Genomic DNA, 16,076 nt, shown 5'->3' on the forward strand with positions numbered 1-16,076 from the left:
TGTTTTGGTCATCGCCGGAGTAGCCGTAGTCTATATCGTTCGCTTTATAGATAACTTTTTCTCTCGGCATAGAAGATAAAACTAGCTTTCAAACATTCTGCTGCGTGCCAGCATACAAGCGCCAACGATACCGGCTTTATCTTTCAACTTAGACGTGATGATGGCTGAATCTTTATTGACCAGATTTAGGGAGTACTTGCGTACGGCTGTTTTTATGGGTTGGGTGATATAATCACCGGTTAAAGATAAAGTTCCACCTATAATGACCAGTTCCGGGTTGAAAATATTGATTAGTCCGGCAATCTGTTTACCCAGTTTCTGCCCGATTTCTTCTACGATTTCAATACAAAGCAGGTCTTCTTTATTCACAGCGGCAATTATCTCATCAAGAGTGATCGGGTTTTCCTCTGTAGCGATTCGTGTAGATAAAATGGAACTTTCCCCACTTTGAATACGCTCCAATAAAATACGATGAAGTGCCGAGCCGGAAGCTTCTGTTTCCAGGCAACCTTTTTTTCCGCAATGGCAGATTATTTCATTATCATAAGCACTCATGTGTCCAAATTCACCGGAGAATCCGGATTTTCCGGTATAAATCTTACCATCAATGATAATTCCGATACCTACTCCCCAGCTTACATTCACGAAAATGATATCTTTTTCTCCTTTCACGCAGCCTTGCATGTATTCACCATAAGTCATGGCACGCGTGTCATTGTCGACAGTTACTTTATATCCCAATTTCTCGGATAATACATCTGCCAACGGCCTTTCTTCGAAATTGAACTGGCTGAAGCTATATCCTGATTCAGGATTTACACGCCCCGACACATTTACATTAATATTTAAGATCTTCTCTTTATTAATAGTGAGCTTCTTTATAAAATTGAGAATATGTTTGCATAACTCATTCATCCCTTCGATTGAATTCTCAAACTTATAAGGTATATTCATTTTTAATTCTACCATATCGCCTTTGAAATTTATCAGTCCGATATTGACGGCGAATCTTTTGATGTCTACACCCAAAAAGTAACCGGATTCCGGATTAAGCCCATAGAGGTTGGGATGGCGTCCGCCACTAGTCTCCAATTTGCCATAATCATTAATATATCCGTCATCACACATTTCACCGATAAATTTGGTGACGGTTGGTACACTTAAATCCAGTTCTTTTGAAAGATCGGGAATTGTAGAACTTCCATTATATATATAATGTGTAATAATCCTCTTTTTGACGAGAGCGCTTTTAGAGCCCTTTTCTATTTCTTTCAAGAATTGTTGGTTCATAACTATGCATATTTGGTAAATCACACAAAGATAATTAATTTTTTTATTAATGCGTGGTTTTGAGGCCTTGAAAATTAGAATGTCTTGAATGTTATATTCCCTATATACTATGTAATGGATTTATATATAGGATAATATAGCTATGGACAATCGTGGATATAATAAATGAGATAAGATGATTTGTGAGGTAATTCCCCCTTCTATTAATTAACAATGTGAGAAATAATGATTTTATTAATAAAATATTTTATTATCTATTGTTTATTTAATAAATATAGCTATATTTGTGCCGTGATATTATTAATAAAAGTCTATATCCTTAAATGAATTTAATATGAGAAACTATTTTTTAGGCCTGTGTTTATTTTTTGCATTGTGTTTCACGGCATGCTCTCATTCAGATGATTCTGTTGATGTGCTAATTATTGGTGGAGGTGCTAGTGGGGTAACTGCTGGTATTCAGTCTGCTCGAATGGGGGCTGCGACATTGATAGTAGAAGAAACAGAATGGCTGGGTGGGATGCTCACTTCTGCAGGTGTAAGTGCTGTTGACGGAAACTATGATTTACCGGCAGGCTTGTTTGGTGAGTTTCGCGGACGTTTGGCAGATTATTATGGAGGGCTTGATTCTCTAAAAACCGGTTGGGTGAGTGCAGTGTTGTTTGAACCTTCAGTCGGAAATAAAATTTTCCATGAAATGGTTGACGCGGAGAAAAATCTAAAAGTATGGCATAATGCTACTTTGGTAAAGTTGGAAAGAGAGAATGATGCTTGGATTGCTCAAATTCAGATGAATGATAATACAATCAAAAAAATACATGCTAAAATATTGATTGATGGTACTGAATTGGGGGATATAGCAAAAATGTGCGGGGTGAAATATGATATCGGTATGGAAAGCCGTCATGATACAAAAGAAGATATTGCTCCGGAAGAAAAAAATAATATAGTTCAGGATATTACATACGTAGCAATCTTGAAAGATTATGGTAAAGATGTGACTATTCCTTGTCCTGAAGGATATAATAAGGATGAATTTGCTTGTGCTTGTGCCAGTCACGTTTGTATCACGCCTAAAGAACCGGATCGTGTATGGTCTAAAGACATGATGATAACTTATGGAAAACTTCCTAACAATAAATACATGATTAATTGGCCGATAGAAGGCAATGATTATTATGTAAACTTGATTGAAATGACCCGTGAGGAACGTGAAGAAGCCCTGAAATATGCAAAACATTATACGATGTGTTTCGTTTATTTTCTGCAACATGAATTAGGTTTTAATACATTGGGTTTAGCTGACGATGAATATCCTACAGCCGACAAATTACCATTTATTCCTTATCATAGAGAGTCTAGGAGAATACATGGATTAGTGCGCTTTAATCTAAATCATGTTTGTGAACCGTTCAAACAGTCCCAACCTCTTTATCGCACTTGTATTGCCGTAGGAAATTATCCTGTGGATCATCATCATACCCGTTATCATGGATATGAAGAATTACCTAATCTTTATTTTCATCTGGTCCCTTCATACGGTTTGCCTTTAGGAACTTTGATTCCTAAAGATATTGAAGGGTTGATCGTTGCTGAAAAATCAATATCCGTTTCTAATATAATTAATGGTACTACTCGCTTACAGCCTATGGTAATGCAGATTGGACAAGCAGCGGGAGCATTGGCAGCTCTTGCAGTGAAAGATAATAAAAGTATTAGCGAGGTATCTGTTCGTGAAGTGCAAAATGCAATATTGGATGCGAAAGGATATTTATTGCCTTATTTAGATGTTGCAATAGATCATCCGATGTTTAAATCGTTGCAACGTGTAGGTTCTACAGGAATTTTGAAAGGTATAGGTGAAAGTGTTGATTGGGCTAATCAAATGTGGTTCAGAGCAGATACATTGTTATTGGCGAATGAACTGGAAGGGTTAGGTGATGTTTATCCCTATGTCAATAAGCAGGTTATTGAAGGTAATAATACTATATCAATTCAGAAAGCTACAGAGATGATAGGAGAGATTGCCGAAAAAGAAGGTATTGAATTGAAAGAAGGTAGAGTAGAAGAGATATGGAATGAATTTGATTTGAAGAATTTTGATATGAATCGAGATATTCTACGAAGTGAAATGGCGATTTTGATTGATCAGATATTAGATCCTTTCAATAATAAAAAAGTAGATATTACAGGACAGTATATTCAATAGGTAATAATATAAATGTTAACTGCTGTTTTAATTAAACTAATATGAAAACATTAGATCGAAGAGATTTTCTGAAAAAAGCTACATTGGCTGGTGCATCAGCTTTGGCGGCACCAACTTTGTTGGAATCTTGTACTTCAAAAGCTAGTGCCAGTACAGTAGTGGCAACTGATGGTTTGGAAAGTAAACTCATTGTTCCTAAAAACAATGGATTAAAAATCACCGGAACTTTTTTGGATGAGATTTCACATGATATTCCACACCAAAACTGGGGTGAGAAAGAATGGGACATGGATTTTCAGCATATGAAGAATATAGGAATTGATACGGTAATAATGATCCGTTCGGGTTATCGTAAATTTGTCACTTTTCCTTCTCCCTATCTGCTGAAGAAGGGATGTTATATGCCTTCTGTTGATTTGGTAGATATGTTTTTGCGTTTGGCTGAAAAGTATGAAATGAAATTCTATTTTGGACTATACGATTCGGGTAAATATTGGGACACAGGGGATATGACCTGGGAAGTGGAAGATAACAAATATGTAATTGATGAAGTTTGGGAAAATTATGGTTCCAAGTATAAAAGTTTTGGAGGATGGTATATCAGTGGTGAAATAAGCCGGGCAACGAAAGGTGCGATTGGCGCTTTCCATGCATTAGGAAAACAATGTAAGGATATATCTAATGGATTGCCGACTTTTATATCGCCTTGGATTGATGGAAAAAAAGCAATCATGGGAACGACAAAAATGACTAAAGAAGATGCCGTTTCTGTACAACAACACGAAAAAGAATGGGATGAAATTTTTGATGGAATTCATGATGTGGTAGATGCATGTGCATTTCAAGATGGTCATATTGATTATGACGAATTGGATGCGTTCTTTTCTGTCAATAAAAAATTAGCAGATAAGTATGGCATGCAATGCTGGACAAATGCCGAATCTTTTGACCGTGATATGCCTATTCGTTTTCTACCCATTAAGTTTGATAAACTTCGGATGAAGTTGGAAGCAGCCAAACGTGCCGGATATGATAAGGCTATTACTTTTGAATTTTCTCATTTTATGAGTCCGCAATCAGCCTACCTGCAAGCTGGTCATTTATATGACAGATATAAAGAATATTTTGAAATAAAATAAATGTTATGAAGTCTACAATCAATTTTGGTTATCTTATATTCCTTTCTGTTGTGGCAGCATTGGGAGGATTCTTGTTCGGATATGATACTGCAGTTATATCGGGAACAATTGCCCAAGTGACTCAACTTTTTCAATTAGATACGCTACAACAGGGATGGTATGTAGGATGTGCTTTAGTAGGCTCTATCGTAGGTGTCCTTTTTGCAGGAATCTTAAGCGATAAGTTAGGAAGAAAACTTACGATGGTTATTTCAGCTGTATTGTTTTCCACATCAGCCTTAGGATGTGCTCTATCAGCCGATTTTACCCAATTGGTGGTTTATCGGATTATAGGTGGAGTAGGAATAGGGGTTGTGTCCATTGTTTCTCCTCTTTATATATCAGAACTAGCTGTAGCGCAGTATAGAGGACGCTTGGTGTCATTGTATCAGTTGGCTGTAACAGTTGGCTTTTTGGGAGCTTATTTAGTTAACTATCAATTATTGGCATGGGCGGAGAGTGGTACTCAATTAAGTGTGGACTGGTTGAATAAAGTATTTATTACTGAAGTATGGAGAGGTATGTTGGGTATGGAAACATTGCCGGCAATCTTATTCTTCATTATTATATTCTTTATTCCGGAAAGTCCTCGTTGGCTAATTGTAAGAGGTAAGGAATTGAAGGCTGTAAATATACTAGAGAAGATATACAATTCAATGACAGAAGCAAAAAGTCAATTAAAAGAAACGAAATCTGTACTTATCTCTGAAACGAAATCAGAATGGTCGTTATTGATGAAGCCTGGAATTTTCAAAGCTGTCATTATTGGTGTATGTATTGCTATTTTAGGACAGTTTATGGGTGTGAATGCAGTGCTTTATTATGGCCCTTCTATCTTTGAAAACGCAGGACTTTCAGGAGGAGATTCTCTTTTTTACCAAGTTCTGGTAGGACTAGTCAATACATTGACCACTGTTCTGGCTCTTGTCATCATCGATAAGGTGGGCCGCAAGAAGCTGGTTTATTACGGAGTTTCGGGCATGGTGCTCTCTCTGGTCCTTATCGGTCTTTATTTTCTCTTCGGAGATTCCCTGGGAGTATCCAGCTTCTTCCTTCTCGTTTTCTTCCTGTTCTATGTATTCTGCTGTGCCGTATCCATCTGTGCCGTGGTTTTCGTACTCCTCTCGGAGATGTATCCCACCAAGGTTCGCGGACTGGCCATGTCGATAGCAGGATTTGCTCTGTGGATCGGAACGTACCTGATCGGACAGTTAACCCCCTGGATGCTCCAAAACCTTACCCCCGCCGGAACATTCTTCCTGTTCGCCCTCATGTGCGTGCCGTATATGATGATTGTCTGGAAACTCGTGCCCGAGACCACCGGGAAGTCGCTGGAGGAGATTGAAAGATACTGGACCCGTTCGGAATAAATATAAAACAGACCTTATAATTAATCAATTAACAACTGGACAGTAGAAATAGCTAGAGATGTTTTTTTGTATGGCCATTCAATAAACGTTATCATCGATATATCTATCCATACTGTCTTATAATAGATAATATTATGGATTTAAAAAAATTAGCAAATCAATACAAGGATGAACTTTTGGACAATGTCCTTCCCTTTTGGCTCAAAAACTCGCAGGATCATGAATATGGTGGTTATTTCACTTGCCTTGATCGTGAAGGAAAAGTTTTCGATACGGATAAATTCATTTGGTTGCAAGGTAGAGAAGTATGGATGTTCTCTATGCTCTACAATAAAGTAGAAAAACGTCAGGAATGGTTGGATTGTGCTATTCAGGGTGGCGAATTTCTAAAAAAATATGGACATGACGGCAATTATAACTGGTATTTTTCTCTTGACCGTTCGGGTAGACCATTGGTAGAACCATACAATATATTTTCGTATACATTCGCCACCATGGCTTTCGGTCAGTTAAGCTTGGCTACAGGTAGTCAGGAATATGCAGATATTGCCAAGAAAACCTTCGATATTATCTTGTCTAAAGTGGATAATCCGAAAGGAAAGTGGAATAAGCTTCATCCAGGTACTCGCAATTTGAAGAACTTTGCCCTGCCGATGATCCTCTGTAATCTTGCTATGGAAATAGAACATCTTTTGGATAAAAGTTATCTAAAAGAAACAATGGAAACTTGCATCCATGAAGTTATGGAGGTTTTTTATCGTCCTGAACTTGGTAATATCATTATTGAAAACGTAGATATAGATGGAAACTTGGTAGACTGTTTTGAAGGCCGTCAGGTGACCCCAGGTCATGCCATTGAAGCGATGTGGTTTATCATGGATCTGGGTAAACGCCTGAATCGTCCTGATTTGATAGAGAAAGCCAAAGAGACCACTCTTACAATGCTCGATTATGGATGGGATAAAGAGTGTGGCGGCATTTATTACTTTATGGATCGTAATGGTTGCCCACCTCAACAATTGGAGTGGGATCAGAAACTTTGGTGGGTGCATATTGAAACGCTTATTTCTCTACTGAAAGGCTATCAACTAACGGGAGATCAAAAATGTCTGGAATGGTTTGAAAAAGTACATGACTATACATGGACACATTTCAAGGATAAAGAATATCCCGAATGGTACGGGTATCTGAACCGAAGAGGAGAAGTGTTGCTTCCACTCAAAGGAGGAAAATGGAAAGGATGCTTTCATGTGCCAAGAGGATTATTTCAATGCTGGAAGGTATTACAAAATTTGAGTGAAATAAAATAATTAATGAAAAATGTTACATATGAAAAGGATATTTATAATAGCATGTATTATTTTGACCATTGCTTCTACAGCTTTTGCTGAAGAATGCAGAGTTGGGCTAACCTTGATTCCTCCAGGCACAATTACGAATAAAGTAGATTTGGACATACGTGCAGGTATTGTCAATAAAGGGAATACTCAACAGGACTTTTATGTCTCTATTTATTTGAATGACGTAAATCAAGATTCATTAATTCATTTTTCTCGTATAACATTGGCACCGGGGAGTTCTCGGGAAATAAAGTTCTCTTTAAAAACAACTAACAAGATTGGTAGGAATCGCATCATCCTTAAAGTCAAAGAGAAAAATGAAGAATTTACAATTTCTAAAGACTTTGAAGTAATTAATTCAGAAATTCGATCTACGCGTCTGATAGACGGAGCATGGGCAGGCCTTTATCATTGGAGCGAGATAGAAGGAAAGCATTGGAATCCTGATATAAAAAAGATGACTGATGATCAATGGCGTGAGTTGGTGCGTTCTATGCATAGTATAGGGATGGATGTTATAGTTCTTCAAGAAGTTTTTCGCAATCAGGACTATGTAGGAAAACATGATTTGAATATAAACAACTACCAAGGAAAAGCATTTTATCCTTCCACTCTTTATCCAGGAAGGATGCCTATTTCTGCGAAAGACCCAATAGGAGCTATTCTTTCTGAAGCGGACAAACTAGGAATGTCAGTTATGATGGGAGTAGGAATGTTCGCTTGGTTTGATTTTACTGTAGAGTCTCTTGAATGGCATAAGCAAGTAGCCAAAGAATTATGGGATATGTATGGAGATCATCCTTCTTTCTATGGCTTTTACGTATCCGAAGAATGTGCCGGTAATCTGTATAATTCAGAATCGACCAATGAGGGACAGATGATGCGTAAGAAAGAGATTGTGGATTTCTTTCGTGAGTTTAAGAAATACACCTCCCAATTTGCTCCGGAAAAGCCCGTAATGCTTGCTACCAATAGTATGGAAGTACTAAAAGGTGCAGACACTTATCCCACTTTATTACAAAATCTCGATATATTATGTCCATTTGGTTTTGCACGTATGCCAGAAGGAGACCTTACAGGAAAAGAAGCGGCCGATATTTTGCAAAAATTCTGTGATGATGCCGGTGCGCACTTATGGTTTGATCTTGAAGCTTTCTTATTCAATCCGGATAATTCTCTTTATCCTCGTCCGATAGATGAGATCATCCGTGATTTGAACTTGCTTGACAATTTTGAGAAAGTACTATGCTATCAATATCCAGGAGTCTTTAATAATCCAAAGATGTCGATACGTATAGGAGAAGAACGTACAATTGATCTGTATAATGCCTATAAGACTTACATGAAGAAAATAAAAGCAGATCGTTACAACAAAATCAAATAACCTTTTCACTTAATAAATTAAATTCATTATTATGAAAACTATCACACAATTTATTTTTATTATTTTGTGTTTATCAGATATGATATTCACTTCATGTGCTGATGGTGATTTCGGAGCCAATCCGTATGATCCGAATACCCCAATTACGGTATCACAGCTACCTAAAGTACTTTCTTTCACTCCTACAGAGGGAAAGGAGGGTGATGTAATTACTATTACAGGAGTAAATTTTACAACTGCCACTAATGTCGCTTTCGGTGGGAAAGGTGCGTCTAGTTTTGAAATTATTGATGATGCTACTATTGAGGCCGTTGTTAGTTCGTATGGAGGTACAGGTGCGGTAGCAGTTACAAATCATAAAGGTACACGTTCATTGGAAGGTTTTCTATTTATCAAAGAAATTGACCCGACAGAGAATCCGAATCTGGCATTGAATGGCTATGCAACAGGTTCGGCTGCTATTAGCGGAAGTATCTCGAACATCAATGACGATAATGATAAATCCTGGTGGCAAGCTGCAGGTAACGACAATGAATGGGTGAAAATAGACCTCGGGAAAATATATAGCATTAATACTGTAGTGATGACATGGGATATGAACGCAGCAGGTACTGATTGTGACCTTATGATTTCGGAAGACGATGTTAATTACACAACTATCTATTCTATCAAAAATTGGGATGCAGTCTCTAATGATGGAATTAACAAAGTCAGCTTTGACAATGCCAATGCCCGTTATGTCAAATTAGCAAATATGAAGAACTCTGCTACTCCATATAATATGACATTGTTTGAGGTTGAAATATATAATACTCCACCGGCAGAGAATTTGGCATTGCAGAAGATTGCATCCGCTTCTTCTAATAATGCGGCGGCTTTCAATGCAGTCTATGGAAATACTTCATTTATGTGGCAAGCAGAAGGCAATGATGACGAGTGGTTCAAGGTAGATCTTGGAAAGATTTATACTATTAATAATGTTGTCATACAATGGGATGCGGGCGCTTATGCTGCTGATTGTGAAATCCTCATTTCGCAGGACGATGTAGAATATACTTCGGTTTATTCTATCACGGGATGGGATTCTGCCGCTACAGAAGGTGCTCAGGATATGAATTTCGACAATGTGGATGCTCGTTATGTCAAGGCTTTACTCAAGAATGGAGCTACACCTTGGCGAATGACAATCAAGGAATTTGAGGTATACAAACAGTGGTAATATTTATAATTTAATAATATGAAAAAAATAATATCAATTCTGTCAATATTAATAGTGCTTCCTATACTTACACTTTCATCCTGTGATACAAGCACTGCTCCGCCTCCTACCAATGAGGAGAATTTGACAGAACAGACTATGGATGTAGTATATGATAATGTGATGACTTATCAGCTCTCTTATATCCGTTCTTTGCAGCTTTCCAGTGGAGCTATAAAGGATAAAGATACTTCGAACAGTAAAATTACTCCTTATTTTGCCCATTTTGCAGTTTTGGCTTTACTGAAAGATCCTACAAATCAGAATATAGAGGCAGTGAAGAAATATATTAAATGGTATCTTGGCAAACTGAATGGCATTACGAATCCTTATAAAGGAGGCGCAGAAATAGAAGGTTCTGTCTATGACTATTTTGGTGATTCGGAAACTACTCAAGGAACGTATGACTCTGTGGATTCTTATGCGGCTACTTTTTTGGAAATCATCATGGAATTTGCTCAAACATCCGGAGAAAATAAAAGCTGGCTTGAACAGTATAAGAGCAAAATCTCTTTGGTAGCAAGCGCAATGGTGAAAACGATCGATACCGACTTTAACCAGTTGCCAGGCACTATCACAGAAGATGAAAATGACGGTCTTAGCGTTGCTTCGTATGTTTACGACGTAAAATACCTGATGGATAATTGCGAAGTAAACATAGGACTTAAAGCTGCCAAATGGCTTAAAGATAACAACCTGATCGATAATGATTATGATTTTGCGGGCCTATTGGCAAAAAATACGGAAGGTATAGGTACATTATGGAATGGAACTACTTATGATTGGTGGAAAAGTAACTCTGTAACCACCGACTGGAAACAATTCTATCCTGACGCAACAGCTCAACTTTATCCGGGCATGTTTAATGTGATTGAACCGAATAGTCAAACTGCTAATAAATTGTATACTCAATTTAATAAAACATATACTAGTTGGGCCAACGGGGTAACTTACTCATCTTTCCCTTGGACAATTATTGCATATGCGGCAGCCACTATTAATGATACAGTACGAGTGAATACCTACTTGAAGCATATTAATTCTTTAAATATTAAAGGACAGCAAAAAACGAATTGGTATAGTATGGAAGCAGGCTGTATTGTTCTAGCTATCGATAGGATAAAGAATCCGGTTATTGACAGTGAGTATACGCCTATAAATTAATACTATAAAATAGATTACATATGAAAAACTATAATAATGAAAATAAGAGCCAGAGCTTGATATTAACATTATGCATGATAATATTTCTGCTTTCACCATCTGTCTTATTCGCACAGAAACAGAATATAACGGGTAAGGTGATTGATGTTCAGGGACAGCCGGTTATAGGTGCTACTGTTTTATTGCAAAACACTACTACAGGTGTGATAACAAATATGGACGGAGAGTTTGTACTAGTCAGTCCCGCTAAAGAAAACACGATCACTGTTAGCATGATAGGATATAATTCTGTCACTGTCAAAGCGGTAGCCGGTCAACGGGTTTCTATTACTCTGATAGAGAAAACGTATGAGCTGGATGGTTTAGTCGTGATTGGATATGGTTCTATTGCTAAGAAAGATATTACGGGAGCTGTCGGAGTTGTCAGTGGAAAAGAGCTAAAAGATATGCCTGTAAGTAGCATTAATAATGTCCTTCAGGGTAAAGTTCCCGGTCTGACTGTTACTTCCAGCAGTGGTACTCCGGGTGCGGGAAGTGTTACCCATATCCGTGGTATTGGTTCTATTACAGGTTCTACAACCCCTCTGTATGTAGTAGATGGTCTTCCGCAAACCGGTATTGATTATCTGAATCCGAATGATATTGAGTCAATAGCCGTTCATAAGGATGCTTCGGTAGCTGCTATTTATGGTTCTCGTGGAGCAAACGGAATTATTATCATTACGACTAAATCAGGTAGCCTTGAAAACAAAGCGCAAGTTAGTTATGATGGATATATCGGTTGGCAAACACCTTGGAAACGTCCGCATATGCTTAATGCCGCAGATTACATCACTTATAAAAATCTGGCAGCTGACAATGCCGGTCAGGAGCGTGTTGCCGCTTTTGCTACCCAAGAAAATATTGACGCAGTTCTCAACTTCGTTAATAAAAATTCAGGCCCCAATGGAACTGACTGGTGGAAAGAGATTATCAATGATGGGGCATTTATGCATAACCACAATATTAGCGTCAATGGCGGAACTAAAAATATAGGAATACTTTCCAGCCTAGCTTACACAGACCAAGATGGTATAGTTAAAGGTTCGAACTATAAACGTATTTCTTGGAGAAATAACTTCAATATGAAGATTTCAAAACGCGTCTCTTTAACTGCTAATGTCGGTATCATCGATGAAAAACGTCAATTGATTGACGAGAACAACCCTGCTACCGGTACTGTATTCAGTGCAATGGGAGCAGATCCTATCACACCTGTATTCCGTAATAATTTGGTTGACGTACCTATTTTTCTAAGTCAGATTTACAATGGGTATGAACCGAATAATCTCTATTCGCAGTATTCCGGGATCTTATTCTCCAATAAACGCAATCCGGTGGGACAGATTCAAAGAATGAGACAGAGTACTTATGAATATCTTTATGTAAAAGCAGGAGCAAATCTGGAGATTAAGTTATTTGATTTTCTGAAGTTCAATTCGCGCTTCGGCATGGATATTAGTAGAAGCCTAACTGATGGATTTCAACCTAAATACACCCTCAATGCCAATGATTACGCCAATGAGAATACAGTGATACAGGATAATTCCAGAAGCAACTATTTTGTATGGGAACAGACTCTTTCTTACGATCAAACCTTCGGGAAGTTTAAGATAGGAGCATTACTCGGTACTTCAGCTGAAGAAACAAGCGTTTCGAGTGTCAATGCTTCTATACAAGGGGTGATAAATAATGATAAGGATATGGCTATTCTTAATGCAGGCACAACAAACCCGGCAGTATCCGGCTATCCTTATGACAACTCGATGTTATCATTCTTCGGACGTGTCAGTCTGGATTATGACAGCAAATATCTTATTGCTGCCAACCTACGTCGTGATGGTTCCTCTAAATTTGCCGACGGACACAAATGGGGAACATTCCCATCCGTATCGGCTGCATGGCGCTTCTCCAGCGAATCGTTCATGGAATCTACTCACAATTGGTTGAGTGACGCAAAGCTGCGTATCAGCTATGGTTTGATTGGTAATCAAAATATTAGCGGGGGCGGATATGCTTCTACGTATGGAAGTACAATCTATGATCGTTACTCTTTCGGCTCCCCAAATACGGCGTCCATTGGTGCTGGCATTATTACCGTTGGAAATCCTGTTCTGAAATGGGAAACCTCTAAACAATTTGACATAGGTCTTGATTTAAGTCTCTTCAATAATAGTATTGAGATTGTAGCGGACTATTTCCGCAAGAATATAGACGATATGTTGATGCAAGAGCCTCAACCTACTACATTAGGGTTCCCGAACTTTCCATATGCAAATGTAGGATCTATGCGCAATGTAGGATGGGAATTAGGAGTTACTTATCGCAAAACATGGGGAGATCTCAACTTTACAGCTTCCGCCAATATTTCTACTTATAAAAATGAAGTGATCTCTTTGGGTAATGGCGATGCAATTTATGGTTCAGCATACAATAATAATACCATTACTAAGACAGAAGTGGGGCAACCGGTAGGATATTTCTATGGATATGTGACCAATGGTATTTTCCAGAACGCAGAGCAAGTAGAGGGTAGTGCGCAAAGAGAAACGGCAAAGCCTGGTGATATTCGTTATAAAGATTTGAATAATGACGATGTACTCGATGATAACGACCGTGCCAAGATTGGAGATCCCTGGCCTGACTTTGTTTACGGTCTGTCACTTGGAGCATCATGGAAAGGTTTTGATTTCAATATGTTTCTTCAGGGATCACAAGGAAATGATGTGATGAATATGACTCTTTACGATTTTGAATCAGGAACGGGTTACATGAATGCTCATTCAGATTTCCTCAAACGTGCTTGGAATGGTGAAGGTTCAACAGACAAGTATCATAGAATATCTGCCGATCAAGGTCAGAATCAGCTTATTTCCGATTATTTTATCGAAGACGGTTCATACTTTAGAATCAAGAATTTGCAGATCGGTTATAATTTCTGTGATCGTTTATTGAAGTTCAAGGGAATCAGTTACCTGCGCTTATATGTTAGTGTGCAAAATCTGCTGACTCTCACGAAATATTCAGGACTTGATCCGGAGATAGGTTCCTCCAACGCTACTCTCAATGGTATAGATCAGGGCTTTTATCCTCAAGCGAGAACTTGGACGATTGGTTTAAACGTTAAATTTTAAAGTAACATGAAAAATATAAAATACTTATTCGTGTCTCTATCATTAATATCACTCTTTTCGTGTTCTGATTTTTTAGACAGAGACCCTAAAGGCGTGATGGATCAAGACAGATTTTTTCTTTCGCCTGATGCTGGTTATAGTGCCGTCGTTAAGTGCTATAAAACTCTTAATGATGTAGCTGGATATGAAGCACCACGTATGGATTTATATAATATATCCACTGATGATTCGGAGAAAGGAGGGTCTGATGCAGGTGATCGCACTTTTGCGGGAGACCTTAGTTTTGGTCGAGCTTTGGCTTCCAATACTGATTTAGTTAACCTTTGGTCGAATATGTACAATGGGATAGCACGATGTAATATTTGCCTGGAGAATATTCCCAACAAGCCTTTGGTGGATGCGGATGGCTATCCTCTGTCGAATGACGTAAAAGCCAGATATATAGGGGAAGTGAAGTTTCTCCGTGCTTTCTTTTACTTTGAACTTTGCAAGATCTTCGGCGGAGTACCTTTAGTTGATCGTACGCTGACAGTTGATGATAGTAAGAAGTTAGTCAGAGCTACAGAAGCAGAGACGGCTGATTTTATAATAAAAGATCTGTCAGAGGCTGCTTTAGAAAGTAATATACCTGACAAGGCTTCTTTGCCGACTACAGAATTGGGACGTGTCACCAAAGAGGCTGTATGGGCCATGCAGGCACGTGTATATATGTATTTTGCAAAAGATAATCCATCTTATTATGCAGATGCACGTGATGCAGCAAAGAAAGTTATTGATTCGAAGAGCTGCGAATTAGCTCCCAATTTCCAATCACTTTACTTGAGTGACAACTACATGTTAAGTGAATCTATCTTCCCCAATATACGTGGTGATGTTCCAAACGATCACATTTATGGTTCTTTTATCCCCGTATATTCTAATCCAAGGTCTTGTGGAGCATATGGTTTTGACCAACCGACACAGAATCTTGTCGACGAATTTGAAGAAGGAGATCCTCGTTTATTGTACACGATTATAGAACCAGGTGATAAATTTCCTAAAGAGAAAGGGTCGGAAACACTGGATTTTTCAACATATCCTAATACAGGATACCACAGTCGTAAAGCTTTTCTTGTTGTTTCAAGAAGAGGTAATGGTTGGGGAGATGATGCTTGGACATTCCATATCATACGTTATGCAGATGTATTATTGCTATATGCTGAAGCTTTAATACAGACTAATGGAGATAAGGATGAAATTGTGAAATACATAAATATGGTCCGAGACCGTGCTAATGATTCCCGTTCGGGAGATATCGAAGCCACTTCACGTGTATTGATAATTCCAAATATTAAGCTGAAACCTGTGACTGTCAATGATGATCTGTTGGCAGCAGTCAAGCATGAACGCCGTATTGAATTAGCAATGGAATACAATCGTTTGTATGATCTTAAACGTTGGAATTGTTATGTAGAAACAATGAATACTTTTTCCACCTATCCTTATGCCAAAGGACGTGGAGCTGCCTTTAAAAAAGGGATAAATGAATTATTCCCTATTCCGCAGATTGAGATAGACCGCTCTGGAGGTTCAATTAAACAAAATCCCGGATATAATTAAATTTTTAGTAAATGCTGACGTTGTTTTGGGACAGTTGAATCTGTCCCAAATGACGAAGGCAAAGGAGAGAGAAAAGAATGAACAAATGAATAAACAAAATAAATATATAAA

The 16,076-nt window shown here is 38.1% G+C and carries 10 protein-coding genes; 9 read left to right on the forward strand and 1 reads right to left on the reverse strand.

All coding sequences use genetic code 11. The features are described from left to right. Positions 1 to 81: 81 nt before the first annotated feature. A complete protein-coding gene (locus tag GD631_RS13520) occupies positions 82 to 1,290 on the reverse strand; it encodes an ROK family transcriptional regulator (protein WP_143257456.1) in 1,209 nt (402 codons plus the stop codon). 334 nt (positions 1,291 to 1,624) lie between these two features. Here GD631_RS13520 and GD631_RS13525 point away from each other — a divergent pair, with 334 nt between their 5' ends. The 9 genes from GD631_RS13525 to GD631_RS13565 all read left to right on the forward strand — a co-directional run bounded on the left by GD631_RS13525 (position 1,625) and on the right by GD631_RS13565 (position 15,965). Beyond that, positions 1,625 to 3,499, forward strand: coding sequence for an FAD-dependent oxidoreductase (locus GD631_RS13525; RefSeq protein WP_143257457.1), 1,875 nt, complete (start codon positions 1,625 to 1,627; stop codon positions 3,497 to 3,499). Positions 3,500 to 3,540: 41 nt separating this feature from the next. Continuing rightward, complete coding sequence (locus GD631_RS13530) at positions 3,541 to 4,638, forward strand: DUF4434 domain-containing protein (protein WP_143257458.1); 1,098 nt, start codon at positions 3,541 to 3,543, stop codon at positions 4,636 to 4,638. A 5-nt stretch (positions 4,639 to 4,643) separates the two neighbouring features. Continuing rightward, on the forward strand, positions 4,644 to 6,047 hold the full coding sequence (locus GD631_RS13535; RefSeq protein WP_185911468.1) for a sugar porter family MFS transporter: 1,404 nt from the start codon (positions 4,644 to 4,646) through the stop codon (positions 6,045 to 6,047). Between the two features lie 134 nt (positions 6,048 to 6,181). Continuing rightward, positions 6,182 to 7,357 (forward strand): n-acyl-d-glucosamine 2-epimerase, encoded by a 1,176-nt coding sequence (locus GD631_RS13540; protein WP_143257473.1) that lies wholly within the window; start codon positions 6,182 to 6,184, stop codon positions 7,355 to 7,357. 19 nt (positions 7,358 to 7,376) lie between these two features. Continuing rightward, positions 7,377 to 8,771, forward strand: coding sequence for a DUF4434 domain-containing protein (locus GD631_RS13545; RefSeq protein ID WP_143257472.1), 1,395 nt, complete (start codon positions 7,377 to 7,379; stop codon positions 8,769 to 8,771). 31 nt (positions 8,772 to 8,802) lie between these two features. Continuing rightward, a complete protein-coding gene (locus tag GD631_RS13550) occupies positions 8,803 to 9,990 on the forward strand; it encodes a discoidin domain-containing protein (protein WP_143257471.1) in 1,188 nt (395 codons plus the stop codon). An 18-nt stretch (positions 9,991 to 10,008) separates the two neighbouring features. Then, the gene (locus GD631_RS13555) at positions 10,009 to 11,193 is read left to right on the forward strand and encodes a hypothetical protein (RefSeq protein WP_223225963.1); all 1,185 of its coding nucleotides are present in this window, start codon (positions 10,009 to 10,011) and stop codon (positions 11,191 to 11,193) included. A 20-nt stretch (positions 11,194 to 11,213) separates the two neighbouring features. Beyond that, a complete protein-coding gene (locus tag GD631_RS13560) occupies positions 11,214 to 14,366 on the forward strand; it encodes a SusC/RagA family TonB-linked outer membrane protein (protein ID WP_143257470.1) in 3,153 nt (1,050 codons plus the stop codon). A gap of 96 nt (positions 14,367 to 14,462) precedes the next feature. Further along, positions 14,463 to 15,965, forward strand: a complete 1,503-nt coding sequence (locus GD631_RS13565; protein ID WP_244983334.1) for a RagB/SusD family nutrient uptake outer membrane protein — start codon at positions 14,463 to 14,465, stop codon at positions 15,963 to 15,965. Positions 15,966 to 16,076: the final 111 nt, after the last annotated feature.

The sequence above is a fragment of the Bacteroides luhongzhouii genome, from assembly GCF_009193295.2.
Taxonomy (GTDB): domain Bacteria; phylum Bacteroidota; class Bacteroidia; order Bacteroidales; family Bacteroidaceae; genus Bacteroides; species Bacteroides luhongzhouii.